This is a genomic window from Halomonas fontilapidosi (assembly GCF_014192285.1).
Lineage (GTDB): Bacteria > Pseudomonadota > Gammaproteobacteria > Pseudomonadales > Halomonadaceae > Halomonas > Halomonas fontilapidosi.
Map to the genome: position 1 here is coordinate 152061 of NZ_JACHXQ010000004.1, position 24726 is coordinate 176786.

The 24726-nt window shown below is 69.5% G+C and carries 24 protein-coding genes; 7 read left to right on the forward strand and 17 right to left on the reverse strand.

Going from position 1 to position 24726, the window contains the following annotated elements; all coding sequences use genetic code 11:
* Positions 1-22: 22 nt before the first annotated feature.
* The 5 genes from FHR95_RS08095 to FHR95_RS08115 form a co-directional block, all read right to left on the reverse strand.
* Entirely contained in the window at positions 23-880 is an 858-nt protein-coding gene (locus FHR95_RS08095; RefSeq protein WP_183314019.1) for an SDR family oxidoreductase, read from the reverse strand.
* Complete coding sequence (locus FHR95_RS08100) at positions 867-1559, reverse strand: iron-containing redox enzyme family protein (RefSeq protein ID WP_183314020.1); 693 nt, start codon at positions 1557-1559, stop codon at positions 867-869. The genes FHR95_RS08095 and FHR95_RS08100 overlap by 14 nt, the downstream gene beginning before the upstream one ends.
* Positions 1556-3031 carry an AMP-binding protein gene (locus FHR95_RS08105; protein ID WP_183314021.1) on the reverse strand — a complete coding sequence of 492 codons (1476 nt, stop codon included), beginning with the start codon at positions 3029-3031 and terminating at the stop codon, positions 1556-1558. The genes FHR95_RS08100 and FHR95_RS08105 overlap by 4 nt, the downstream gene beginning before the upstream one ends.
* Positions 3015-3689: a thermostable hemolysin gene (locus FHR95_RS08110; protein ID WP_246378448.1), complete on the reverse strand. Its 675-nt coding sequence runs from the start codon at positions 3687-3689 to the stop codon at positions 3015-3017. Before FHR95_RS08110 ends, FHR95_RS08105 begins: the two co-directional genes overlap by 17 nt.
* Before the next feature lie 218 nt (positions 3690-3907).
* Entirely contained in the window at positions 3908-4252 is a 345-nt protein-coding gene (locus tag FHR95_RS08115) for a hypothetical protein (RefSeq protein WP_040183339.1), read from the reverse strand.
* A 242-nt stretch (positions 4253-4494) separates the two neighbouring features.
* Between FHR95_RS08115 and gloA the strand changes: the two genes are divergently transcribed.
* Both gloA and FHR95_RS08125 read left to right on the forward strand, forming a co-directional pair.
* Positions 4495-5028, forward strand: a complete 534-nt coding sequence (gloA, locus tag FHR95_RS08120; RefSeq protein ID WP_040183338.1) for a lactoylglutathione lyase — start codon at positions 4495-4497, stop codon at positions 5026-5028.
* A gap of 100 nt (positions 5029-5128) precedes the next feature.
* Positions 5129-6097 (forward strand): ABC transporter substrate-binding protein, encoded by a 969-nt coding sequence (locus tag FHR95_RS08125; RefSeq protein WP_183314022.1) that lies wholly within the window; start codon positions 5129-5131, stop codon positions 6095-6097.
* A gap of 93 nt (positions 6098-6190) precedes the next feature.
* Here the strand turns inward: FHR95_RS08125 and FHR95_RS08130 are convergent, their stop codons facing one another.
* The 8 genes from FHR95_RS08130 to FHR95_RS08165 form a co-directional block, all read right to left on the reverse strand.
* Positions 6191-7372, reverse strand: a complete 1182-nt coding sequence (locus FHR95_RS08130; RefSeq protein ID WP_183314023.1) for a lipocalin-like domain-containing protein — start codon at positions 7370-7372, stop codon at positions 6191-6193.
* Complete coding sequence (locus FHR95_RS08135; protein ID WP_183314024.1) at positions 7369-9906, reverse strand: FtsX-like permease family protein; 2538 nt, start codon at positions 9904-9906, stop codon at positions 7369-7371. The genes FHR95_RS08130 and FHR95_RS08135 overlap by 4 nt, the downstream gene beginning before the upstream one ends.
* Complete coding sequence (locus tag FHR95_RS08140; protein WP_183314025.1) at positions 9897-10580, reverse strand: ABC transporter ATP-binding protein; 684 nt, start codon at positions 10578-10580, stop codon at positions 9897-9899. Before FHR95_RS08140 ends, FHR95_RS08135 begins: the two co-directional genes overlap by 10 nt.
* A 175-nt stretch (positions 10581-10755) precedes the next feature.
* Complete coding sequence (locus tag FHR95_RS08145) at positions 10756-11721, reverse strand: metal ABC transporter solute-binding protein, Zn/Mn family (protein ID WP_183314026.1); 966 nt, start codon at positions 11719-11721, stop codon at positions 10756-10758.
* Between the two features lie 19 nt (positions 11722-11740).
* Complete coding sequence (locus FHR95_RS08150) at positions 11741-12631, reverse strand: metal ABC transporter permease (protein ID WP_183314027.1); 891 nt, start codon at positions 12629-12631, stop codon at positions 11741-11743.
* Positions 12615-13349: a metal ABC transporter ATP-binding protein gene (locus FHR95_RS08155; protein ID WP_183314028.1), complete on the reverse strand. Its 735-nt coding sequence runs from the start codon at positions 13347-13349 to the stop codon at positions 12615-12617. The genes FHR95_RS08150 and FHR95_RS08155 overlap by 17 nt, the downstream gene beginning before the upstream one ends.
* Positions 13349-13498 carry a hypothetical protein gene (locus FHR95_RS08160; protein ID WP_183314029.1) on the reverse strand — a complete coding sequence of 50 codons (150 nt, stop codon included), beginning with the start codon at positions 13496-13498 and terminating at the stop codon, positions 13349-13351. The genes FHR95_RS08155 and FHR95_RS08160 overlap by 1 nt, the downstream gene beginning before the upstream one ends.
* 101 nt (positions 13499-13599) lie before the next feature.
* Positions 13600-14775 (reverse strand): UbiH/UbiF/VisC/COQ6 family ubiquinone biosynthesis hydroxylase, encoded by a 1176-nt coding sequence (locus FHR95_RS08165; protein WP_183314030.1) that lies wholly within the window; start codon positions 14773-14775, stop codon positions 13600-13602.
* 165 nt (positions 14776-14940) lie between these two features.
* Between FHR95_RS08165 and FHR95_RS08170 the strand changes: the two genes are divergently transcribed.
* Together FHR95_RS08170 and FHR95_RS08175 are read left to right on the forward strand one after the other, a co-directional pair.
* Positions 14941-15417, forward strand: coding sequence for a TspO/MBR family protein (locus FHR95_RS08170; protein WP_183314031.1), 477 nt, complete (start codon positions 14941-14943; stop codon positions 15415-15417).
* Between the two features lie 3 nt (positions 15418-15420).
* Positions 15421-16317, forward strand: a complete 897-nt coding sequence (locus tag FHR95_RS08175; RefSeq protein WP_183314032.1) for an alpha/beta hydrolase — start codon at positions 15421-15423, stop codon at positions 16315-16317.
* Between the two features lie 51 nt (positions 16318-16368).
* Here FHR95_RS08175 and FHR95_RS08180 read toward each other — a convergent pair whose 3' ends face one another.
* Both FHR95_RS08180 and FHR95_RS08185 read right to left on the reverse strand, forming a co-directional pair.
* Positions 16369-18738 carry a putative inorganic carbon transporter subunit DabA gene (locus FHR95_RS08180; protein WP_183314033.1) on the reverse strand — a complete coding sequence of 790 codons (2370 nt, stop codon included), beginning with the start codon at positions 18736-18738 and terminating at the stop codon, positions 16369-16371.
* Positions 18735-20333: an NADH-quinone oxidoreductase subunit L gene (locus FHR95_RS08185; RefSeq protein ID WP_183314034.1), complete on the reverse strand. Its 1599-nt coding sequence runs from the start codon at positions 20331-20333 to the stop codon at positions 18735-18737. The genes FHR95_RS08180 and FHR95_RS08185 overlap by 4 nt, the downstream gene beginning before the upstream one ends.
* Before the next feature lie 128 nt (positions 20334-20461).
* On the opposite strand from FHR95_RS08185, the gene FHR95_RS08190 reads away from it, so the two are divergent.
* Positions 20462-21349 carry a LysR family transcriptional regulator gene (locus FHR95_RS08190; protein ID WP_183314035.1) on the forward strand — a complete coding sequence of 296 codons (888 nt, stop codon included), beginning with the start codon at positions 20462-20464 and terminating at the stop codon, positions 21347-21349.
* A 30-nt stretch (positions 21350-21379) separates the two neighbouring features.
* Here FHR95_RS08190 and FHR95_RS08195 read toward each other — a convergent pair whose 3' ends face one another.
* Positions 21380-21973 (reverse strand): class I SAM-dependent methyltransferase, encoded by a 594-nt coding sequence (locus FHR95_RS08195; protein WP_183314036.1) that lies wholly within the window; start codon positions 21971-21973, stop codon positions 21380-21382.
* Positions 21974-22094: 121 nt separating this feature from the next.
* On the opposite strand from FHR95_RS08195, the gene FHR95_RS08200 reads away from it, so the two are divergent.
* Both FHR95_RS08200 and FHR95_RS08205 read left to right on the forward strand, forming a co-directional pair.
* The gene (locus FHR95_RS08200) at positions 22095-23054 is read left to right on the forward strand and encodes a DUF4349 domain-containing protein (RefSeq protein ID WP_183314037.1); all 960 of its coding nucleotides are present in this window, start codon (positions 22095-22097) and stop codon (positions 23052-23054) included.
* A gap of 226 nt (positions 23055-23280) precedes the next feature.
* Positions 23281-23514 (forward strand): hypothetical protein, encoded by a 234-nt coding sequence (locus FHR95_RS08205; RefSeq protein ID WP_040183290.1) that lies wholly within the window; start codon positions 23281-23283, stop codon positions 23512-23514.
* 81 nt (positions 23515-23595) lie between these two features.
* On the opposite strand, the gene FHR95_RS08210 is transcribed toward FHR95_RS08205, so the two are convergent.
* Positions 23596-24621 carry an aldo/keto reductase gene (locus tag FHR95_RS08210; RefSeq protein WP_246378450.1) on the reverse strand — a complete coding sequence of 342 codons (1026 nt, stop codon included), beginning with the start codon at positions 24619-24621 and terminating at the stop codon, positions 23596-23598.
* Positions 24622-24726 lie beyond the last annotated feature (105 nt).

The window sequence follows — 24726 nt, forward strand, 5'->3', positions numbered from 1 at the left end:
CAAGACGCCTTGTGGCGGGGTATCAGAGTGTATCGCCGGGGCCGACTTCGTCTGGCCTGGTGACAAAACGGCGGATGACGGGAAGCTGGCGCGCCAGGGCGTGGTCGACCACCCCCGGCAGCAGGGCGTTGAGGCGCACGAAGAGGCGCTCTGGGCCGCCCAGCTGGGCCTCGGGGCGGCCGCGCTCCACGGCGTGGCGCACCGCCTGGGCCACCTGGGCGGGGCTGTCCATGGCATTGCCCAGAGCGGCGTTCATGGCCTCCACCTCGGGGGCGTTCATGGCGGTGCGGGTGGCCCGGGGCGAGACGTGCAGCACCCGCACCCGGGTATCGGCGAGCTCCCGGCGCAGGGCCTGGCTGAAGCCACGCAGGGCGAACTTGGTGGCGCAGTAGCCGACTTGGCCGGGGTAGCCCAGCGTGCCGAAGGTCGAGCCCAGGTTGATCACCCAGCCATGGCGCGCCGCCATCAGCTGGGGCAGCAGGGCACGCGTCAGCTGCAGGGTGGCGGTGAGGTTGAGGGCGACCAGTTGCTCGATTTCGGCATCGGAGCCCTCGGTGAACAGCGCGACCCGGTTCGCGCCGGCGGCGTTGATCAGCATGGTGCAGTTCGCCTGCCGAGCCGCAGCCACCAGATGCTGGCGCTCCTCGGCCTGGGTCAGGTCGGCGGGCAGCGCGATGATCCGGTCGGGATGGCGAGCCGCCGTGGCCTCGAGTGCCTCCACCCGGCGGCCGGAGATCAGCAGCTGCGCCCCGGCGGCGGCCAGTTCGTCCACCAGCGCCTGGCCGATGCCGCCGCTGGCGCCGGTGATCAGCACCCGCTGGGCGGGCCAGCCCCCTTCCGGCAGCCGCGGGCGTCGAGAAAAGCGCTCAGACCAGCGCATCGGAGAGCTCCCGGGTGGCGCTGCCACTGGCACAGCGCGCCTCGACGCCGCGGAACATGGCGCCGTAGAGGCGGTAGACCAGCCTGGCGGTATCGATCACCGCCGCCAGGTCGTCGGCCTCGAGGCGGTTCACCAGCCCCTCGAAGAAGGCCAGGTGGCCGATGTCCAGGCTGCCGTGGGAGGTCAGGTAGCGCACGGCGTCGTCGGGCAGCTCGAGGCTCGCCTGCAGCCGTTCGGCGGCCTGGGTGGCCAGCGCCGTGCTGGTGCCTTCCAGTACCTGGACCATGCCGAAGAAACCCACCGGGTGGCCGTGGGTGATCTCGTCGCGCACCGCGGCCACCATCAGCCGGGTGGCGGGGTCCGCTGGGCGCGCCACGGCCGCCTCGGCATCGCCACCGGCGGCACGGATGTCATCGAGGATCCACTGCTCGTGGCCGTGCTCTTCCTCGATGTACTCCACCAGAGCGGCGCGCAGCCACTCCAGCCGGTCCGGCAGGCGGGCGCCGCAGGCCATCATCAGCGGCACCGTGAAGCGCACGTGGTGGTAGGCCTGGCCGAGGAAGGCGAGGTACTCGTCATGGCTCACCTCGCCAGCCAGGGCGCGGGTCAGCAGCGGGGTGGCGAGCAGCCAGTCGCGCTCGGTGCGGGTGGCGGTCTGCAGTTGCTGATAGGGGGTCATGGGCTCACTCCTTCTTGGATGTCAGGCCGGGGGCGGTACGTAGTGGCGCGCAGCCAGTCGCCATGGGCGGCGAGGATGGCGTCGCGGCGCAGTCGGCCGTTGGCCGTCAGTTGGTCGTTGTGGGAGGTGAAAGGAGCGCTGCGCCGCCATTCATGGACGCGGGCGTAGTCGGGCAGGACCGAATTGGCCGCGGCAATTTCCGCCGCCAGACGGCTGTCGTCGAGGTCGGGCGCGGCGGGCACGATCAGCGCCCGGTTATGGGGCAAGGCCTCGCCGAAGACCAGAGCCTGGGCGATGGCGGGACGGGCGCAGAGCTCGCCTTCCACCCACTGGGGGTCGACGTTGCGGCCATAGGCAGTGATAAAGACCTCGCGACGGCGTCCCTTCAGCACGAGGGCCTCGCCGGTCCAGTGGCCCAGGTCGCCGGTGGCATGCCAGCCCGAGGCGGGCGCCGGCTCGCCGAGATAGCCGAGCTGGGTAGCGCCGCGCACCCATACTTCTCCGGCGCCATCGATGCGCACCTCGGTATGAGGCAGGGGACGGCCCACGCCACGGGCGGGCTCGCCGGGCCGGTTCAGGCACACCACCGAGGCGCACTCCGAGAGCCCGTAGCCCTCGAAGACCGGCCAGTCATCCTCTCTGGCCTGATCGAGCAGCGCTGGCGCCAGCCGGGCGCCGCCTACGGCAACGAAGCGCAGGCTCTCCGGGGCCTTGGGGCTCGCCGTCACCAGCGCCTGGAGCAGCTGGGGCACCAGGATCAGGCTGTGGGGCCGGAAGGCCTCGATGGCCGCCAGGGCCCGGTGGGGGTCGAAGCCGCTCGCCCCCTGCCAGCCCAGCTCGGCGACCGCGGGCAGGCAGGCGGTGGCGCCGAGCCACAGAGGTACGTAGAGGCCGCCGATGTTCTCGAGCAGGGTCGCCAGCGGCAGCATCGCCAGGTGCCGTTCGATACTGAGCGGTTCGACCACGGCGGCGATACCCTCGGCCACGGTGAGCGGGGCGGCGGCATCCAGGCAGACCCCCTTGGGGTTGCCGCTGGTGCCGGAGGTGAAGGTGATGCGGTTGGTGCCGGGGTGCAGGGCCGGGGGTGAGACGACGCGCCGGGTGGCGATGGCCGGGTCGGGCGTGGCGGAAAAGCCGAGCGCCTCGCCGCCGGGGCCGATCCAGGCATCCAGCCCGGCACTCGCCACCAGGTGACGACGCTGGACGCCGCTGAAGAAGGCGGGCACCGGCACCGCGACGCGTCTGTCACGCAGCAGGGCCAGGTCCCACAGTGCCCAGTCGATGCCGTTATCCAGGGCGAGGGCGACCCGCTCCGTCCCGGCGGCGGCCAGGCGCCGCCGCCGGGCCTCGATCTCGGCCGGCAACTCGGCGAAGGTGACGCGGCGCTGGCCGTCGGCCAGTGCCGGTCGGTCGGGGCAATTGGCGGCGTGTCGGGCCAGCCGCGCGAGAAAGGCCTCAGGCGAGCCGGGCATCGGTCACCTCCGCAGGACGTGCCAGGGGCAGCAGGCCGCGGTCGACGAGCGCCCGGTAGGCTCGGCGCAGGTCGCCGGCCATCACCCAGGGGTGGCGGTCGTAGTAGCGCCCCCATTCGGCCTGTTCGGCCCCCAGGCGGACCGGGTCGGCAGGCATCAGCGGATGGAGGTCGAGGCCCAGTCGGCGGATGCCGTTGTTAACCTCGGGCGTGGCGGTGAACAGCAGCCAGGCGATGCCATCTTCCGCCAGCTGCTCCACCAGATGGAGATAGAGCGAGCGCTGCAGGCCAGGCCGCTGGCTCGCCAGGTTGCCGATCTCGGCGATCTTATCGCGGGATATCGTCCGGCCGAGGCGGCGCGAGAGAAAGGCCTCGGCGCTGTCGTCCAGATAGCGTTCCTGGAACAGCGCTCCGCTGGTGGCGGCGCGCAGGCCTACTGCCGCCACTGGGGTATCGGCCTGCCAGAGCCCGAACAGGCGCGGCAGGAAGTGGCCGATGCAGGCACCGTGCTCGGCAGCGAAGCGGTGGCATACGAGCTGTTCCAGACAGCGTCGCTCACGCCATTGGTAGGCTTCACGCCAGGCCAACGGTGGCGAACACAGCCCCATCGGCGGCTGCCGGCAAGGGGTAGGGGAGAGCAGGGGATCGGGGCATCGCATCGGGGCGTCTCCATGACGTTTCCCCGATACTGTGGCCCCGGCAGCTTAACGCCCGCTTAAGCGTGGGGCAGACGACTCGATCTCGCGGGTCAGGCGTCGATGCAGGCCCGCCCAACGCATGCTCTGCTTTCTCGCCGGGCGGCGGCTAGACACGGCACATGCCCGCCTCGGGGCGGGTTGAGCGCTCATTGAGGGGAGCCTGCCGCCCCGGCGATGCATCAGCGGAAAGCGATACGCGTACCGCTGGCCAGCATTTCGTCGGGCGTGAGGGCGTGCCCCGGCACACCGATCATCTCGTCGCCGCACTGATCGCCCCAGGTCAGCACGCCGTGGGTCAGGCCAATGCCGCCGAGCAGGTCGCGGATCTCGCCGGTGCCGAGGAAGGTGCGGGTCTTGCCCTTGTTGTCGGACAGCTCCGAGACATCGTTGGCATGGTGGAAGCGCACCGTGTAGATACCGTCCATCGATTCGACCTCGACGATCGGCGTGAGGCCATGGTCGATGGCGTTGGCGATCTCTTTCAGGGTGACGTGATCACCCAGTTGATAGGCCGGGATGGACATGGAGCAACCTCATTGGCATTTTTGAATGTATAACTAGTGTAGAAGTTTTTGCCCCTGAATCAAGCATCCCTTGATGGGGTTGGTTGCCGGTGGTCGAATGGCTTATACATTATTTGTATATTCCTTATATAGCAGGCGGCGGACGACGGCGCCGAGGGGATGCACGACGGGGTGGAAAAGCCCGCCGGTCGCCCTCACCTCCACGGTATCTTGTCCATTCACTTCAGCGAGAAGGAGCTTTCATGAGCTTTCAGGGAGAACAGTACCCAGGCGTTCAGACACCTACCGTCGATAGCGAGGGCTTTCGACTCAATCACACCATGCTGAGGATCAAGGACCCGGAGAAGGCGCTGGCCTTCTATACCCGCGTCTTCGGCATGCAGGTGCTGCGTCGGCTCGACTTCGAAGAGATGCAGTTCTCGCTCTACTTCCTGGCCCGGCCGGAAGCCGGTGAGCGCGTCCCCGAAGAGACCGCTGAACGCACCGCCTGGACCTTCAGCCAGCGCGGCGTGCTCGAACTGACCCACAACTGGGGCACCGAGGATCAGCAGGATTTCGCCTACCACGATGGCAATGCCGAACCCCAGGGCTTTGGCCACATCTGCTTCAGCGTACCCGATCTCGAGGCCGCCCAGGCCTGGTTCGATGCCAACGACGTGACTTTCGTCAAGCGCGGCGATCAGGGCAAGATGAAGGACGTCGTCTTCGTCAAGGACGCCGACGGCTACTGGATCGAGGTCGTGCAGGCCGACCGCATGAAGGGCAAGGGGGACTGATTCTCGCCTCGGGCACGACATAGCGTTTTTGCCATACACGCTATCGGGCGATAAGGTCTGCGCCGTGTTTGTTCATGGCATGACCTGCCAAGGAGACCCGATGAAAGCGCGTAATCGCCCCGTGACCCTTGCCCTGGCCGGCGCCCTGCTGGCTACGCCGCTGGCCTGGAGCGCCGCTGCTCTTGCCGAGGAGCCCGCCCAGGTGCGTTTTTCCGTGCCCGCCTGGCCCGGCGTGACCGTCAAGAGCGCCCTGGCCGGCCAACTGCTGGATGCCCTGGGCTACGAGACCCGCCAGCAGGAGCTGGGCTCGACCATCACCTACGAGGCTCTCACCCAGGGTGAACTGGATGCCTTCCTCGCCGCGTGGCTGCCCGCCCAGCAAGCGATGTTCGATGCCACCATGGAAAAGGGTGCCATCGTCGACCTCGGCAACAACGTCGAGGGCGCACGATTGGGCTTTGCGGTGCCGACCTATGTTCATGAGGCTGGCGTGACCTCCGCCGAGGACCTGGCCGACGAGGACATCGCCGAGAAGCTCGATCGCACCATTTACTCCATTGAGGTGGGCTCCGGCATGAGCGACACCCTCAATGAGGCTGTGGAGAACGACACCTATGGCCTGGGCGACTGGAAGCTGTCCGAGACCTCCACGCCCGGCATGCTCAGCGCCGTGGACTCGGCCATTGACCGTGAGGAGTGGATCGTCTTCGCCGGTTGGACGCCTCACTGGATGAACATCGAGTACGACGTCGAGTACCTGACCGATACCCAGGACATGTGGGGCCCCGACGGCGGTCGCAGTGACGTGCGGACCCTGGTGACCAGCGACTTCGCCGATAGCAGTCCCAACGCCACCCGTCTGCTCGATCAGCTCAGCTTCACGGCTGACGATCAGAGCGCGATGATCCGCGGCTTCAGCTACGAGGAGCGCGAGCCAGAGGCGGTCGCGCTGGACTGGATTCGCGCCAATCCGGGTAAGGTTCAGGCCTTCCTCGAGGGCGTGACCACCCGTGACGGCGAGCCCGGTTGGCCAGTGGTACAGCAGGCGCTGGACGTGCCCGACGCCTGATCCCTGCCGTGATGCACCACACGACGAGGCCGCCTTACAGGGCGGCCTCGTTGGTGTGCGGCGTCGCGATTCCCTCGGCGGCCATCAACCGGTTTAGTAGCCGGTCATCTCCAGATAGCCCTCACCGAGGGTGTCACCGCTGTCTCGATCGAGCGCGATGACCTCGCCCTCCCAGTAGTTCACCGTGGTGGCCATCCAGCGATTGGCGTTGGGCGCCTCGACCACCAGATCGAGATCCTGCTCGGGTATGCGCAGCCGCCAGCGGGTAGGCAATTCTCGGCCGGCCACGGCCGAGGTGGCTAGGGGGGTAAGGTCAAGAGCATCGTCATCCAACGGCGTGACCTTGCCGTCGGGAGTGATCCAGCTGCCCGAGAGGAAGTCGCCCCCGCGATCGCCGCCGCCGCGCAGTCGGAATGCCATCAGCTTGTGCCCGTCGGCCAGATGCAGCGAGAACCAGTCCCAGCCGGACTGGTCGGGGCCGAGTAGCTGGCTGCTCCATTCGCGGTCGAGCCAGGCGTGGCCCGTGACCTGTCGGGAGCGGCCATCGAGGGTGACCTCGCCACTGACCCGGTAGAAGGGCTGGCTGACGTAGATCGACCCCTGGCCGTCGGCGGCCTTCTGGCTGAAGCCGTTCCGGCCGTGCCGCACCAGGGGCCCCTCGGCGTCCAGCGCCAGCCGGTAGCCGAAGCGCGAACCTTCCGCTCCGGCCCGCGCCGAGAGGGTCAGGCGGTCGAGCGCATCGCGTCCTGACTCACTGACTTGGCTGGCCAGCACCCAGTCGTCGAGCCAGGCCCGGAAGGGCCAGGCGGTCACGCCGGCCTGATCGCGTTCGCGATCGCTTGCCAAAGACCCGCTTCGTGCGAAACGCTCGGCCACCCGATGCGTCTCGCCATGGGATACCGCCATATGCGCCATCCACAGCTGGCTGGCGGCCCAGGGTCCGGGCGTCTCGGGGCGCTCGGCAGGCGGCAGCTGGGCCTGGCGGAACAGGGTCCACTGTACGCCCAGGGGCTCGCCGGTCGCGTCTTCCAGGTTGGCGGTGAGGTACCACCACTCGATGCGATAGTCGGGATGGGGGCCATGATCCTCGGGAAAGCGCAGGGGCGTGCCCGGGGCGGCCTGGCGGAAGCCCTCGGCCCCGGCGCCCAGCCCCGCGAAACCCTGGGAGGGGGTGGGGGAGCTCTCGCCTTCGCAGCCCGTAAGCCCTGACGCCAAGCCTATCGCCAGTCCTGTTGCCAATAGTGCCGCCCGTGGCCGGCTCAGCCAATGCCTCATGTCGCTTCCTCCTCGGCCAGCAGGGTGCGGGGCGGCGTGCGCCAGAGTTTCAGCACCGGCAGGATCGCCGCCAGCAGCGCCACGCCCAGGGCGGTGGCGAGGGTCAGCGCCATCTCGCCGGGAAAGACATGCAGCGGCAGCCGCCAGCCGAAGGCGGCCACGTTGATCACCGCCACCAGGCAGGCGGTGATGGCAATCCCCAGCGGGATGGCCGCCAGGCCGGTGACCAGGGCCGCGCCGCCCAGCTGGCCGAGCTGGATGTTGGCCAGGCGAGCGCGGGTCACGCCCAGCGCCCAGAGTGGCGCCAGCCGACGCCGGCGCTCCCGGGCCTGAGCCAGCAGGCTGGCCAGCAGGGCCAGGGCCGCCACGGCGAGGGTCAGGGCGTTGAGCGCCCGAGTGATGGCGAAGGTGCGCTCGAAGATCTCGGTCGAGAGCGCCTTGACCTCGCGCTGGTCGATCAGCGCTTGCGAATCCAGCGCGAAACGCTCGGTGAGCGCTTGAGAGAGGGCTGTCGAGCGCGCCTCGGTCTCGTGCTCCCCGCTGGGCGCCGATGCGGCGAGCACGATGCCCAGCGACCCCGGCGCGGCGGCGAAGCGTTCGCGCAGCGTGGCGCTGGCGAACAGCACCTCGCCGCGCGGATTGCCGTAGTCGGGGTAGACGGCGGCCACCGTTACCGGCTGTCGGCCGCCCGGCGCGCTGAGAACCAGGCGGTCGCCCGGACCAATGCCCTGGCCGAGGGCCAGCTGTTCGTTGATGAACGCGTCGCCCTCCTCGAGAGCCGTCCAGGCGGCGTCCCGTCCCGCGCGAGTCGCGAGCAGTGGCCAGGTCGGCGTGAGACGAGCCCCCGGGGTAATGCCGAACAGTGATACCGGCACCTCGAGTCGCCGGCCGTCGCCCCCCGCACGGACTTCGAGCAGCGTCGTCTCGGCGTTGGCGGTGGGCAGCAGCGCGGCGACCTCGTCACGCTCCTCCAGCCAGGCCTGCACCGCATCGAACTGCTCGGCCGGCGGGCGTAGGTACAAGTCGGCGGTCAACCGCTGGTCGAGCCAGTCGAGGAAGGTGAGGCGAAAGCCGCCGACCATGCTGCCCACCCCCAGGTTGGCGGAGAGCGCGATCAGCAGCGCCATCATCGCCAGCGAGAGGCGCGGCAGCTGGAGTTGGAGGTCGGCCAGGGCCCACTGGGTCAGCGGATGGTGCCGGGCGAGCCCGCCGAGGCCCGCGAGCCCTGCCGCGAGCAGGGGCGACAGCCAGAGCGCGCAGGCCAGCATCAGCGCCGCGATCAGCACGAATCCGGCGACCAGCCCCTCGCCGGCGGGGCGGGTGGCCAGCCAGGACCATACTGCCAGGGCCACTGCAGCGGCGAGGGTGCCGGCGAGCACCTGGCCGCGCAGCTGGCGCTGGAAGCCGGCGCGCCACGCCTGGGCCTGGCCAAGCCCCAGCACGCCGAGTCGTGCGGCCCGCCACAGCATGCCGCTGCCGGCAACGAAGAGCCCTCCCAGGGTCACGCCGAGCCCGCCTAGCCAGTAGTGCCAGGGCAGGCGCAGCTGGGTGCCGACCGCGGCACCGTAGAGGCTCTGCAGGGTGGCCGCGACATCCGGCAGCAGGACGCGTGCCAGCCAGACGCCGCTGGTAATGCCTGCGAGCGCGCCGATGACGCCGAGCAGGGCCAGCTCGAGCGCCAGCAGCGCGACCAGGGTGCGCCCCGGGACGCCCAGCGCGCGCAGGGTACGCAGTAGCCCCAGGCGCTGCTCCAGCGCCAGGCCCAGCGCCGCCTGGACAATGAACAGCCCGACGATCAGCGCCAGCAGTGCCATGGCCGTGAGGTTGAGATGAAAACTCTCGGTGAGCTCGCCCGGGTCGACCAGGCTCTCGGCGCGGCTGAGCCGATAGCCCTTGGGCGGTGTTTCCAGCGCGTCGGGTGCGGTGACCAGCCGGCTCAGCGCGCTACCCCGTTCCAACAGCCGCGCCGCGACGGCGATGTCTACCACCAGGGTATCCGGCGGCAGCGATGGCGCGATGGCCAGCGGCGGCAACTGTCGGCCATCGGCCAGCACGGGCTCGGCCCCGGGGGCCGCCTGTCGCTCGAGTCCCAGCCGCGGCGCGGTATCCGGCGCCACTCGGGTCTGCCAGGGCGGCGTGAAGAAGGCCGTCAGCTCGCCGCCGCTGCCCGCCGTGGCGAAGGCGCTGTCGCCGGGCAGGGTCAGCGGGTCGATGCCGACCACCGTCAGCCGCTCGCCGGTCGACGCGACCACCCTGCCCTCGATGAGCGGCGACACCGGCAGGCCTGCGCGGCGCAGGGTCACGAAATCCTCGCGCTCGAGGGGCTCGCCATCGCGGCGCTCCAGGCGGTCCAGCCCGGTGGTGAAGAGTGCCTCGGCCCGCGCATAGCTGTCGCGGGCCGAGGCGTTGATCGCCTGCACGCCGCTCCATAGCGCCCCCGCGACCCACAGGCCAAGCAGCAGCATGGCCAGCTGGCCGGGGTGGCGCTTGTAGTGGGAGAGCAGGGTTGCCAGGGCGGTGAGTATCAGGCGCATGCGTCCTGCCCCGTGGCGAGTGGTGTTAGCTGGCCATGCGTCAGGTTCAGGCGTCGGTCCAGCGGTGCGGCCACTCGAGGACTGTGCGTCACTACCAGCAGGGCACAGCCGGTATCACGTACCAGGGTCAGCAGCAGCGCCAGGACGTCGTCGGCACTGCCTTCGTCCAGGTTGCCGGTGGGCTCGTCGGCGAGCAGCAAGGCCGGGCGTGGCGCCAGGGCGCGGCCGATTGCCAGGCGCTGCTGCTGGCCGCCGGAGAGCTGCTCCGGATAGCGCTTCTCGAGCCCAGCAAGGCCCAGCCGCTCGATCAGCTCGGCGGTCCAGTCGGGGCGTTCGCGGCCGGCCAGGCGGGCCTGCAGGCGCAGGTTGTCGCACACCGTCAGGCTCGGCACCAGGTGGAACTGCTGGAACACCAGGCCCAGGGTCTCGCGACGCAGCTTCGCCCGGTCGGCTTCGGCCAGCGACGAGACCACCTCGCCCCCTACCCTGACCTCGCCGCGATCCGGCAGGTCGAGCCCTGCAGCCAGGTGCAGCAGGGTCGACTTGCCGGAGCCTGATTCACCCATCAGCGCCAGGCTCTCGCCGTTGGCCAGGGTCAGGTCGGCGCCCGCCAGTACCTCCAGTGGGCCCTGAGGCGTGGCATAGGCCTTGTGGACCTGGCGAAATTCGAGCATGAGGGAACATCCTTGGCGGCCGAAGCTCGATGGTCCCATAAATTCGGTGGTGATATGAAAAACAGCGCCACCCGAAGGTGGCGCTGTCGCGTGGCGGGGTTAACGGTCAGTGATCGTGGTCATGGTCGTCATGACCGTGGTCATCACCCGCATGGTTATCGTCGTCGTGTTGTCCTTAATCATGGCCCGGCTCGGCCAGGGCGTCGTGCAGGGTGTGGGCGTTGTGGCGCATCATGCCCAGCCAGGTGCTGGCCTCGCCGTCGCTTGCCAGGGCATCGGCATACAGGGTGCCGGCCACCGACAGGCCGGTCTCCTCGGCCAGCTGGTCGATCATCGCCGGGCTGGTCATGTTCTCGTGGAACAGCGCGCGGACGTTCTCCTCGCGGATCACGTCGATCAGCCGGGCCATGTTGGCCGCACTGGGCTCGGTCTCGGTGGAGAGCCCCTGAGGCGAGAGAAACTGCAGGCTATAGGCGCGGGCGAAGTGGCCGAAGGAGTCGTGGCCGGTGATCACACTGGTGCCGGCGGGAATCTCGTCGAGCAATTCGTGCAACTCGCTGTCGAGGGCGGCGACCTCCTCGAGGTAGCGTGCGGCGCGGGCCTCGTAGGCGCCACTATTGTCCGGGTCGGCCTCGATCAGGCCGGCGAGAATATTGCCCACGTAGAGCTCGCCCATGCCCAGGTCCTGCCAGGCGTGGGGGTCGATGGCACCATGGTCATGGCCGTCATGATGCGACGCTTGGGCGTCATGATCGTGATCATGAGCCTCGTCGTGGTCGTCGTCCGCCAGGTCGGCGAGCCGTGCCTCGATGCCCTCGGTGGCGACGACCCGGGGACCGGCGAAGTCGCTGGCGTCGATCAGCCGCTCGATCCAGCCCTCGAACTGCAGGCCGTTGAATATCACCAGATCGGCCTCGGCCAGGGTGCGAGCGTCGGTGGGGCGCGGCGAGTAGACATGGGCATCGCTGTCTGGCCCCACCAGGGCGGTCACCTCGACATGCTCACCGCCGACGTTCTCGATCATGTCGGCGAGGATGCTGAAGCTGGTGACGACCTGGACGCGTTCGGCGGCCAGGGCGGCGGGCAGGGCCAGCAGGGTGGATACTCCGGCCAGCAGGGCAGTAGTGCGGGAAAGACGCATGGCGGTCTCCTTAACGGTGTCAGTCGCGCTGGGGGGCGCCCAGCGGCGCGGCATGGCGGCGCCAGCGGGCAGTCAGGCTGTGGTGGCGGCCGAACAGCGCAGAGAGCACGTAGGCACTGCCCGCCAGCAGGATGATGGCCGGGCCTGAGGGCAGGCTGAGGTGATAGGAGAGCAGCAGACCGCCGGTGCTGGCCACCAGGCCGATCACGATCGCGATGGCGATCAACCCCTCCAGGCGCTGGCTCCAGAAGCGTGCCGTGGTGGCCGGCAGCATCATCAGGCCTACCGCCATCAGGGTGCCCAGGGTCTGGAAGCCGGCGGTGAGGTTGAGCACCACCAGTCCCAGGAAGATGCCGTGCACCACGCCGCCGCGCACGCCCTGGCCGCGCAGGAACAGCGGGTCCAGGCACTCCACCACCAGGGCGCGGAAGATCACCGCCAACATCACCACGATCAGGCTGCTGATGGCGGCGATCAGTATCAGGGCGGTGGAATTCACGGCCAGTATCGAGCCGAACAGCACATGGGTGAGATCGACGCTGCTGCCACCCAGCGAAACCAGCATGACCCCGGCGGCCAGCGAGATCAGGAAGAAGCTGGCCATCGCCGAGTCCTCGCGGTGACCGGTCATCTGCGACACGCTGCCGGCCAGCACCGCGATCAGCAGCCCCGAGAGGATGCCGCCCAGGCTCATGATCGGCAGCGAGAAACCGGCGGCCAGAAAGCCCAGCGCCACGCCGGGCAGGATGGCATGGGCCATGGCATCGCCGATCAGGCTCATGCCGCGCAGCATCAGGAACACACCCAGCGGCGGGGCGGCCAGCGACAGCGCCAGGCCGGCCACCAGAGCGCGCTGCATGAAGCCGTACTCGAGCGGTACCAGCAGCCAGGCGTCAAGCAGTGCCAGCATGGGACGCCTCCGGAAAGGTTATAGGCAGGCGCGGCGCCCGGGGCATCAGGCCGCTGTGCTGGTCGAGCAGGGCGTCGGGGCTGACCCAGCGGCCATGGCCGCCGGAGAGCAGCAGCACGTCGTCGGCCAGGCGGGCGAGCTGCTCCATGTCGTGGATCACCAGCAGGATGGTGGCGCCTTGCCGGGCCATGTCGCGCAGCACCTCCATCAATACGTCCACCGTTTCGATGTCGACGTTGGCGAAGGGCTCGTCGAGCAGCAGCAGCTCGGCCTCCTGCATCAGGGTGCGGCCCAGCAGGGCGCGCTGGCGCTGGCCGCCTGAGAGCTCGCCGAGAGGGCGGTGGGCGAGGTGCGAGATGCCCAGCCGCGCCATGATCTCGCGGCCGCGGCGATAGTGGGGGCCGCAGTAGCCTTTCAGGGCCCCGTGACTGGGCCAGGTGCCGGTCATGATCAGCTCTTCCACGCTCATCGGGAAGGTGAGGTCCAGCGCCAGCTGCTGGGGCAGCCAGGCGCAGCGCTCGCGGGGCACCCGACACTCCACGCTGCCGGCCACCGGCGCCAGCATGCCCATGATGGCGGCGATCAGGGTGCTCTTGCCGGCGCCGTTGGCGCCGATCAGCGCGGTAATGGCGCCGTCCATGAAGCGGCCGTCCAGGTGCTCGAGGATCGTCTGGCCACCGCGGGCCAGCTGCAGATCGTGCAGTTGCAGGCGCGCCATCAGGACCACCATCCCGCGGCCCAGGAGACCGCCAGCCATAGGGCGACCAGCGGGGCGGCGACCAGCAGCAGGCGGCGGGTCGCGGAAAGCGACATCAGCGAGAAATGGCAGGGCCCTTCCGGGCGATGCCGGTGTCTGTGGTGTGCCATGGGGGACCTCCGGAAAACTGGCGGAGGTTATAACATAACATCAGCAGCGCGGTCGAGGGAGCCCGGTCTCTCGACCAAGCCGGCCTCGAGACAGCAGAGGCTTAGATGCCCAGGGCGCGGCGCATCATCCACTGCTTGGCCTGGGGAAGCCGCTCGGCCAGGGCCAGTGCCGCCGAGCCCGCGCTACGCAGCCCCTCCCCGCCGGTAAAGACACGGTGGAAGGTCTCGGTCGCCGCCATCATCGCCAGGGTTTGCGGGCGGCGCTCCAGCGCATAGCGGCCGATGGTGGCGAGACCGCCGAGGTCCTTGCCGTTCGCCCGGGCAGTTCTCAGCCGCTCGTGCAAGGCGATCACGTCCTGCAGGCCCAGGTTCAGGCCCTGGCCGGCCAGCGGATGGACCACGTGGGCGGCATCGCCGACCAAAACAGTGCGCGAGGCGGTGTACTGTCGGGCGTGCTGGCGCCTGATGGGAAAGCTGGCGCGGCCCAGCACCCGCTCGATGCCGCCGAGCCGAGATGGGAACTCCCGCTCGACGGCGTCCTTCAGGGCCTCGTCATCCAGTGCCTCCCGCGCCGCGGTCTGGTCGGGGTCGCCATACCACACCAGCGAGGCATGATGGCCAGGCAGGGGGAGCATGGCCTGGGGACCTTCAGGCGTGAAACGCTGCCAGCTGATGTCCTGCTGGGGCAGTGTCGTCTCGACATTGATGATCAGCGCACGCTGCTGGTAATCCGTCACATCGAGCCGGATGCCGGCCCGTTCGCGCACCCCTGAGCTGGCACCCTCGGCCCCCACCAGCAGCGAACCTGCGAGCAGGCGACCGTTGTCCAGCTCCAGCATGACGCGGTCGTGGCCGCTGAGCTGGGCAATCGGCGCAGTCTCGCAGAGGCACTCGACGGTGGGCATGTCGGTCAGGCGCGTCCAGAGGGCATGTCGGATCACCCGGTTCTCGACAAAACTGCCGAAGTCCTCCAGGTCGATGGACTCGGCGCTGAACCGGGTCTCGCCATGGCCATGGATATCCCAGGCCAGGATATGCCGAAACGGGCAGCGCCGCGCCGGCGGGATCAATGACCAGGCCCCCACCGATTCGAGCAGTTGCTGCGAGGCGAGGTTGAGTGACGAGACCCGCAGGTCAAGGTGATTGTCATCGACGGGCGCGGGCGCCTGTCCGGCTTCCACCAGGGCGACCCGCATGCCCTCCTGGCCGAGGGCGGCGCTCAATGCCGCGCCGACCATCCCGCCGCCCACGATGATGACGTCGAACTGTTCGTGCATGCTTTCCTCCTGGTGCCCCGCCGGCCGGGACCTCACCATGGCCAAGACATTCGAGATTACCAAGGCAACGGGCGCACGGTCACGGGGAGGACGATGCGCTCCCCGGTAGCCCGGGGCGAGTGTGCTACGCTCGCACGGATTCCCGACGGGCCAAGGAGGCCGAGCATGACCGCGTCCCGTTCCTTGATGATTTTCCTCGGCTGGCTGGCCCTGGTGACGCTAACGGCAATGAGCGGCATTGCCACGCCGCCTGGCGACTGGTACGCCGGCCTGGCCAAGCCGCCGCTCACCCCGCCCGACCTGGCCTTCCCCATCGCCTGGAGCACCCTCTACCTGCTGATGGCGCTGGCCGCCTGGCGAGCCACTCTGGCGGCGCCACCCGCGGCGCGCTGGCATACCCTATGGCCCTTTGTTGCCCAGCTGGCCGCCAACGCCCTGTGGTCGATCCTGTTCTTCGGGCTGCACTGGATGTTCCTGGCGCTGCTCGACCTGCTGCTGCTGTGGGGCTTGATCGTGCTGACTATCCGGCGCTTCGCACGGGTATCCCCCGTTGCCGCCTGGCTGCTGGTGCCCTACCTGGCCTGGGTGAGCTTCGCCGCCTACCTGAATGCCGCCACCTGGTGGCTCAACGGCGGTGGCTAGTCGATGATCACCGTGCCTGGATGGTTGGGGTGGGGCCTGCTACCGGCAGGGCTGGCGCTGCTGCTGCACCTCTTCCATCGGCGGCTGCGCATCAGCCTGGCGGCCCCGCGCGTGCCGATCGCGTGCTCCCTGGGCGAGCACGGCGTGGCGGGCGAGACAGTAACCCTGCCCACACGCCGCGGCCGGATGCTGGCAGGCTGGTGGCTGCCGGCGACCCCGGGCCGAGGCACGGTGGTGGTCACGCATGGCTGGGGCGCCAACCGCGAGCTGATGCTGCCGTTGGCGACGCCGCTGCAGGCCGCAGGCTGGAACGTGCTGCTGGTCGATATGCGCAATCACGGTGACAGCGACGCCGACAGCTTCTCCTCCATGCCGCGCTTCGCCGAGGATACCGAGGCCGCGCTGGATTGGCTGCATGCCCGGCCAGGCATGGCCCCGCAACCGGTGGCACTGCTCGGCCACTCGGTGGGTGCCGCGGCCGTGCTGCTGGCCGCCTCACGGCGCCAGGATATCGCCGCCGTGGTCAGCCTTTCCGCCTTCGCCCATCCAGATGGCATGATGCGCCGCTGGCTGGCGGAGAAGGGCCTGCCGTTCTTTCCGGTGGGCTGGTACGTGATGCGCTACGTGGAGCGGGTGATCGGCCACCGCTTCGATGACATTGCACCGGTGAACACGCTGCCCAAGGTGCACTGCCCGGTGCTGCTGGTGCATGGTCGCGACGACACGGTGATTCCGCCCCGCGACGCCGAGCGGCTGTATGCCAGCCGCGGGGCGACACCCGCCGAGCTGCACCTGCTGCCCGGCGACCATGATCTCAGCCAGCACATCGACAAGGAATTGCCGGCGTTGCTGGCCTTCCTCGAGACGGTTAGGGATGCGCAGATGCCCCAGGCCTCATAAGGCCCGGCCTGGGGGACCATTCGCTGGGCGGGCCTGTCGTGGCGAATGGCCTTATGAAATGCAGTGCCAGCCGCCCGGCATGTAGCGCTCCAGCCCTGACGCGGTAAGCCGGCAGAGCCAGAGCCAGCGATGGTCGACCAGCCGGGCCACGTCGGGCTGGCGCGCCAGCACCCCTTCGATGCGCTCCCTGGGCGCGTCGATCACCACCGTCAGGCGCAACGGCTCGTGGCGCCAGTCGCTGCCGTCGTGCAGCGACTGCCATGGCAGGCCGGTGCGCAGCTGGGGCGAGTTGCCCTCGATCACCCCGATATGGCCCCCCAGCACCGAATGCAGCAGCTTGTTGCCAGCCCCGTGACGCTCGGGGTCGGCCCTCGAGGCGAAGTACTGCAGGTTGATCCAGTTGGCCACCAGCATGGGGGCGCTCATCAGCGCCTCCAGGGTGCGGCCGTCGGGGTCGTGGGCGGGGTGATATTCGTGCAGGAACACCCGTCCCGCCAGGTCGCGACCGCGGCTCGCTTCCCGTGGGGCCAGCAGCAGGGCGGCGTTGTTGGCGAGCCCCCACTCAGGACGCGGCTGCGACCAGTCGCCGCCGCGCCGGGCCAGGGCGGCCAGGCGCGTCGCGTCGTCCTCGGCCGCGACCCCCAGCGTCGCTGCGCGCGTCTCGCGGGTGGTGCGGCCCGCCTCTGCCAGTGCCTGCTCGAAGCGCTTAAGCAGCGGCGTCAGCGCCTCCGGCATTGCGTCGGTGTCGTGCAGGGTAACGCGGTCGGTCAGGGTGCAGTGGGTGGCGGCGAGCACGTGGGTTCCCTCCGGCAGGGCGATACCGCGGGCGGCCAGCCCCCGCCGCACCTCCGGGTCGTTGAGCAGCTGCGCGGCCAGGCGGGCGTTGAGCCCACCGCCCTGGCCGCCGCAGGCGCCACAGGTCAGGCCGGCGTGGTGAGGGTTGTTGTCACTCGCCGAGTCGTGCCCTACCAGCACCAGTAGCGGGGCGACCTCGCCGCCCGGTGCCAGGCCCTCGAGCAGCCCCCGGGCGAGTTCGACGCGCTCCGCCGGGGTCAGCGGCTCACCGCCGACGGCGTGGAAGGGGCCCGCCAGGGGTGTCGGTGAGGGCGAGGCGGCCGGGCGCCGGCGGCTGTCACGGATCAGCTTCCAGGCCCAGGCGAGGCCGGTGGTTTCCACCAGGGTAAAGGTGGAAAGCGCGTGATACTTGGCGTGGCGTACCCCCTGGCGGCTGGCTTCTTGCCGGTAACGGCGGCGGTGCAGCGGGGCTATGGGCGGCGCTTCGGCGGTGCGGTAGCGCGGCGCGAGCAGGCCGGGCAGGCGCGGCAGGTCGCGCTCAGGGCCGGCGCTGGCGTGGGTGATCGGCATACCGAAGAAGCCCGCCACGCCCAGCGTGGCGACCTCTTCCCAGGCGGCCTCGAGGTGGCGCCGCAGCGGCTCGGAACGCACGTCGATGCAGAAGGCCGCCTGCACCTTGTGCGTCGGGCGCGCCACCGGGGGCGCGGTTAGTGTTACCGCCAGGCGGCGCTGGTAGTCGAGCTCGAAGGCGCACTGCCAGCACCACAGGGCCTCGCGATCCTGTTCGGGGGGTGTCGCCGCCGCCTCCCACTGCGCCGCCCAGCGCTCGCGCTCGGCGGTATTTCGACCGGCGAGGCCCAGCCACTCCCAGGCCAGCAGCACCACCAGCAATTGCGCGATGCCGGCGTGGCCGGCCGCTGTGGGAGTGTGCCAGGCCAGGCCCTGGCACCAGGAAGCCCAGCCGTTGACCCGCAGTAGCAGGGCATGGGCCAGGGCTTCCAACGCCTCGGGCGACAGCGCGAGCTCTTCGAGCAGCTGCTCGCGAGCGTCCGTAGCCTCGGCGGGCAGCGTGGCCAGGTGCCGGCGCTGGGTAGCGCTCAGGCGACGGTCGTGGCGGCTCTCGGCGTGCCACCAGGCGTAGAGGGGCTCGTCTCGGGCGTTCTCCCAGCGCTGCTGATGGTGGTCGAAGTAGCCGGCGCAGCACTCCGCCACCGGGCCGAAGGGATCCTGGTGCGTCGCGCCCGCCTCGTCGGCCTCCTCCCAGGCGCTCGCTGGCCCCCGGGGCGGTGCCTCGGATCGTTCCAGCCGCGTCAGCAGGGCGGCCTCATCCAGTGACGAGTCGCACAGGGCAATCGCCTCGCGAAGCGCCTCAGGGCGGATGCGCCCACTCTCCCACGCCCGGCGATAGAACTCGGGGGCGAGGGTCAGGCGGCCTCCGCCGCGCCGGGCGAGCAGCGCCTCGGCCTGCTCGATGGGCAGGTCGCGCAGCCCCCACCAGGGGTTGACGGCGATCCAGCGATCCAGCGGCCAGGTAGGGGCGATGCGCTCACCGGCGCGGGCCAGGGCCTGGTGGTGCTCGGCGGTGACGCGCCGGGTCGTGGCGGCGGTGGCAGCGAAGGCAGTCATGACGCCTCTCCTGTGGTGGTGACGGGATCGAGCCGGGTTGATTCGGGCTGGCGCTGACGCATCAGGCGATCGATGCTGCGCTCCAGCGGCAGATGGGCGTAGAGACCCTGGCGGAAGTGGATCCGCCAGCGTGCCACCACGGGATGCCGGGGGCGCAGCATGACCGCCAGGGCCAGGCCGACCAGTGCCGCCAGCAGCGCGGCGCCGAGCAGGCCGGCGGCCAGGGTCAGCGGGTCGGCAGCGCGTGGCAGTGCCGGCGCCACCAGGGCGTGGAGCAGCGCATAGAGTGGCACCAGAGCCAGGGCCATGGCCGCCAGGGTGAAGTGCCGGGCGCGGCCTAGGCCCACCGGCATGCCCAGCAGAGCGCCGCCTACCGCCAGGGTCAGCAGAACGCCGAGTAGCGGGTTGTGGCTGACCAGTGCAGGCCAGGCCAGTAGCAGACTTGCCGCCACTGCGGCGGTGAGGCCGGCCGTCGTCAGACGCTCGTGCAGCGGGGCCAGTGGCAGCCGTGAGCAGCGTGCTGCGCTTACCGTGCGACCGCTGGCGAGGAAGGAGTGGGCCTTGTAGAGGGAGTGGGCAAGCAGGTGCACCAGCGCCAGGGCGTAGGCGCCCAGGCCGATCTCCAGCAGCATGAAGCCCATCTGGGCGCAGGTGGACCAGGCCAGGGCGTGCTTGACCGAGGCCTGGGTGAGCATGGTCAGCACCGCGACGATGGCGGTGGTGCCACCGATGGCGATCAGCAGCAGGTGGCCAAGGGAAAGGCCGTCGAACAGCGGGTAGAGGCGCAGCCAGACGTAGCCGCCGAGATTGATCACCCCGGCGTGGAGCAGCGCCGAGACCGGCGTGGGCGCCTCCATCACCTTCATCAGCCAGCCGTGCAACGGCAGCTGGCCGCACTTGCAGAGCGCCGCCAGCGCCAGGGCCACCGAGGCGGCCGGCAGCGCCCACCCCTCGCCGGTGTTGCTGGACGCGGCGGCGAGCAGCACCGGCAACTCGAAGCTGCCGTAGTGATAGAAAAGCAGGCCCACCGCGGCCACCAGGGCGAGATCGCCGAGGCGACTGACGGCGAACTTCTGCCAGGCGGCGCGCCGTGCCTCGCGGCGCTCGGGGTAGAGGACCAGCAGGTGGTGTAATGCCAGGCTGACACCTATCCAGGCCACGAGCATCACCAGCAGGTGGCGGGTGAACACCAGCAGCAGCACGCTGGCCAGCACCACCAGACACCAGGGCAGGAAGCGGGTGCGCCCGCTATCGCCTTCCAGGTAGCCGTCGGCGAAGCGCAGCAGCACCACGCCGAGGAAGCTGATCAGCAGCGCCATCCACACTGCCAGGCCGTCGGGATAGAGGCCCAGCGGAGCGGCGACGCCCGGGAGTCCGGTCGAAAGGCCGGCGGCATTCGCCATCAGCAGGGCGCCGATCAGCGCACTGGCCAGGAAGCTGCCGGCCATCAGTGCCTGGCCGACCCGCCAGCAGCGCCGCTGGCGATCGGGAGAGGTCTGGCGGCTGGACCAGCCGGCGAGCAGCAGCAGCGCGACCGGCAGGGCCAGCCATACCGCCAGCGATGCATGGATCGCCGCATCAAGCAGGGTCGTCATGGTAGGGCTCCGGTGGGAGAGGGGATGCCCGTACTATGCCGCCTGCGACTTGTTGCAAAAAAATGGTTTATCGAGAAGCTAACGTTCGCTAAAAAAGAACAATCATCGCCACCGCCCGGAGCGCGGCCATGAAACTCAATTATCACCACCTCTACCACTTCTGGCAGGTCGCCAGGTCGGGACACTTGACCCGGACCGCCGAGACGCTGCACATCTCCCAGTCGGCGCTCTCCCACCAGATCCGCCAGTTGGAGGAGCGCCTGGGCCAGCCGCTTTTCGTGCGCGAGGGGCGCCAGCTGCGCCTCTCCGAGGCGGGGCGGCTGGCGTTCGACTACGCCGACGCCATCTTCCGCCAGGGAGAGGAATTGACCGCGCTGTTCGCCGAGGGCGGCCACGCGCATCGCGAGGTAATCCGGGTAGGAGCGGTGGCGACGCTGTCGCGCAATTTTCAGGAGGAGTTCCTGCGCCCGCTGCTCGACCGCGAGGATCTGGAACTGGGCCTGCAGAGCGGCGGGCTTGACGAGCTACTGCGACGTCTGTCGGCCCACCGTCTGGACGTGGTGCTGGCCAACCAGTCGGTACGCGGCGACGACCAGCACCCCTGGCGCTCCCAGCGTCTGGCGCGCCAGCCGGTGAGCATCATCGGGGCGACGCGCCTGGGCCCGCTGGCGCCCTTCCCCGAGGGGGTCGCCGGCCGCGGCCTGATCGTGCCGGGGCCGGAGAGTAGCGTGCGCCACGCGTTCGACCGGCTCTGCGAGGTTCATCGCCTGTCGCCGACGATCATTGCCGAGGTGGACGACATGGCCCTGATGCGTCTGCTGGCCCGGGATACCGCCCACCTGGCGGTGATGCCGCCGGTGGTGGTGCGCGACGAGCTGCGCGCCGGCACCTTGACCGACTTCGGCGCCCTGCCCGGTGTGTTCGAGGAGTTCTACGCCATCACCATCCGCCGGCGCTTCGAGTCGCCGCTGCTGAAACAGCTGCTCGAGCAGTCCAGCGAGCTGCTGCTCCAGTAGACGCGGCGAGTGCAGCGATCCTTGGCGTCGTCAGGGCTTGCGGGCGATGAACTGCACCACGGCGCCCAGGCCGCTGTGGCCGCGACCCTCGATCACCTGGCGGTCGAACTCGCGGCTCGAGAGGATCTCGAAGTCGGCGAAGGCCGCCTCGAGCTCCGCGGCCGTGGGGGTACGATCCGGGGTGTCGGGCCCGCCGGTGTCCCGCGGCACCTGGGCCGGGGTATAGGCCTCGAGGATCAACATCCCGCCGGGCTTGAGGGTGCGCGCCACCTGGCGATGCAGGTGCGGGCGCCCCGCCTCGGCCACATGGCAGAAGATCGACACCACCGCATCGAAGGCCCCGGCGGCAAAGGTATGCTCGGTGAGGTCGGCGACCAGCGTCTCGAGCGGCACATTCTCCCGCTCGGCCAGCCGAGTCGCCTTACGCAGCCCGACCGGCGAGGCATCCACGGAGAGCACCCGATGGCCGAGCTTGGCCAGGTAAACCCCGTTTCGGCCCTCTCCGTCGGCCAGGCACAGCACCTTTTTCGGGGGCTCGCCGATCAGCCCCACCTGCTCGCGCAGGAAATCGTTGGGCTCGGTGCCGTAGACATAATCGTCGGTCGCGTAGCGTTCATCCCACATGGCAGCTTCCCGTACGTTGCTATGGATATAGCCATCAAGAATACCAAGCGCCAGGAGCGGCGTCTGCGGGGTGCGCGGTGCTACGCTTGAGACTCCTCACCCGTCACGGATGATCGCCGCCATGCCCGCCTTGCGCTGTTCCCATCGCTTTCTCCTGTCGCTCCTGCTGCTGGCCGCGACCCTCGGCCTCGCCGGCTGCGACGGCCCCGGCCGCGATACCACGCCGCCGCGGCCGAGCGAGCCGGATAGCCGCTTCTCCGGCGAGGCGATGGTGGGCCAGGCCGATGTTGCCAGTGCCTCGCGCGCGGCCAACGGGGCGGGTGAGGCGCCCGATGCCCGCATCGAGGAGCGGCGCAATTTCAACCTGCAGTTCGACGAGGCCGACGCGCTGGTGGCCGCCTATCGCGAGACTCATGAGGCCTGCGTGGCGAGCGAGCACTGCCGAGTAGAGCAGGGGCGCCTGCAGACGCCGCGGAATGGCCTGGCCAGCGGTTATCTGGCGTTGCGCGTGGCCCGCGACCGGGTGGAGACCGCCGAGCCGGTCAGGCTGGTCGCCGAGTCGCCGGCGCTGAGTGGCGTGGAGATCACTCGCCACGATCGCACCCAGCAGTTCATCGATACCGAGGCCCGGCTGGCCCAGCAGGTGGTGTTGCGCGAGCGCCTCAAGGAGCTTGCCCAGCAGGGGCGGGGCTTCAGCGAGCGACGCATCCAGGATCTGCTGCAGGTCGAGCGTGAGCTGGCCAGAGTGCAGGGCGAGATCGAGTCCATGCAGGGCCAGCAACGCCATCTCGCCCGGGTGACCGAGAGTGTGGCGATCACCGCCAACTTTCAGCAGCAGCGCTGGGTAGAGCCTCGCCAGCACGGCGTGCTGGCGCCGCTGTGGCGGGCGCTGGATCGCAGCCTGTCGCTGTTCTTCGAATCGGTGGGCCAGGTAATTCTGGTGGTGGTGTTCCTCACCCCCTGGCTGGTGATCGGTCTGCCCGTGCTGTGGCTGCTCAGCCGGCTATGGCGCCCGGTACGCCGCGCCTTCTCGCGACTGGGCGATAAGCGCCGGGCGCGCCGGAAGGGGAACGATGCCTAGCGGCGTTAGCGATGCTCGATAGTACCTTGCATGTCGCCCGCCAGTTCGAGAGGGGCGCCGGGATTCTGCTACGTTGAGGGTAGTCAGACGAGACGTCGTCGAGACGCCCCGGCCGGCTGGTCATCGACGCCTCCGGTGCCAGCATGGCGCTGCTCCGACGCGAGCTGTTGGTGGCCGGCCGGCCAACGGGCACATTCATCGTGGAACACGTACCAGGAGGTGTGTGATGAGTATCTGTGCAACCTGCGGTAATGAATACGGCAACACCTTCACGGTCAACAAGGATGGCCAGAGTTTCGATTTCGACTCCTTCGAATGCGCCATCCACAAGCTGGCGCCGTCATGTGCTCGGTGCGGCTGCCGAGTGGTGGGCCACGGCGTTCAGCACAGCGATACGATCTATTGCTGTGCCCACTGTGCTGAAGCGGCCGGGGAGGCCGGGCTGGTCGACCACAACTGACGCCTGGCTGAGCGGACGTTCTTGAGCGGATACCACACGGCACGCAGCAGACGAATTCTCCCGCCTCTGGGCGCCTTGCGCTTAGGCGGGGGGTTGTGCGTCTGACCGGTCGAATTCCTCGGTGTCGACTTCCGCCTGCTGGGCCTCGCCGTAACGCGCCCCCGCCACTTGGTCCGGGGTCATCATGGCGTTCAGCCGCTCCAATGTTTCCGGTGACAGCGAGAGGGACGCCGCCGCCAGGTTCTCGCGCATGTGATCAAGGGAGCGCGAACCGGGAATCGGCAGGATGTCGTCGCCCTTGGCGCGTAGCCAGGCCAGGGCCAGCTGGCCTGGCGTCATGTCCAGCTCCTCCGCCAGTGCCGTGAACGCCTCGAGCAGACGCAGGTTGCGGGCATGGTTCTCGACGCTGAAGCGCGGCATGCCCCGGCGCATGTCGTTCTCCTCGAGGCGCGCGGGATCTCTGACGGCTCCCGCCAGGAAGCCGCGGCCCAGTGGGCTGAAGGCGACCAGTGCCGTGCCGGCCTCACGACAGGCCTCGATCAGGCCGATCTCGGGGTTGCGGGTCCACAGCGAATACTCGGACTGCACCGCCGCGATGGGCTGTTCGGCCCTGGCGCGCCGCAGGGTGGCCGCGGACACTTCGGAGAGCCCGATGGCGCCCACCTTGCCTTGCTCCACCAGCCGGCCCAGCGCGCCGACGCTCTCCTCGATGGGCACGTTCCTGTCCCAGCGGTGCAGGTAGTAGAGGTCCAGATGATCGGTGTTCAGCCGCTGCAGGCTCGCCTCGCACTGGCGGCGCAGGGTGTCCGGGCGCCCGTCGATCACCTTGCGGCCGAGTGCCGGGTCGATGGCCATGCCGCACTTGCTGGCCAGCAGAATCTCGCTGCGCTTGCCGGCAAGCGCCTTGCCCAGCAGCTGCTCGTTGGCCGTGGCGCCGTAGAGGGTGGCGGTATCGAAGTGGCTATAGCCCATCTCGAAGGCCGCCGCCAGCGCACGTAGCGCCTCGCGCTCGGGGAGCGGGCTGCCGTAGCCGTGGGAGAGATTCATGCAGCCCAGGCCGATGGAAGGTGCGTCGATGGCTTTCAGGCGAGAGGTCAGGGGGGACATGAGGACTCCTTCTCGGCATGGATGGGCATTGAACGCCAGCAGGGGCGCGCGCCGCCCCCCTTTGGTCGCACGCGACCGGCGTGGCCGCGGGCGTGCGCTATGATA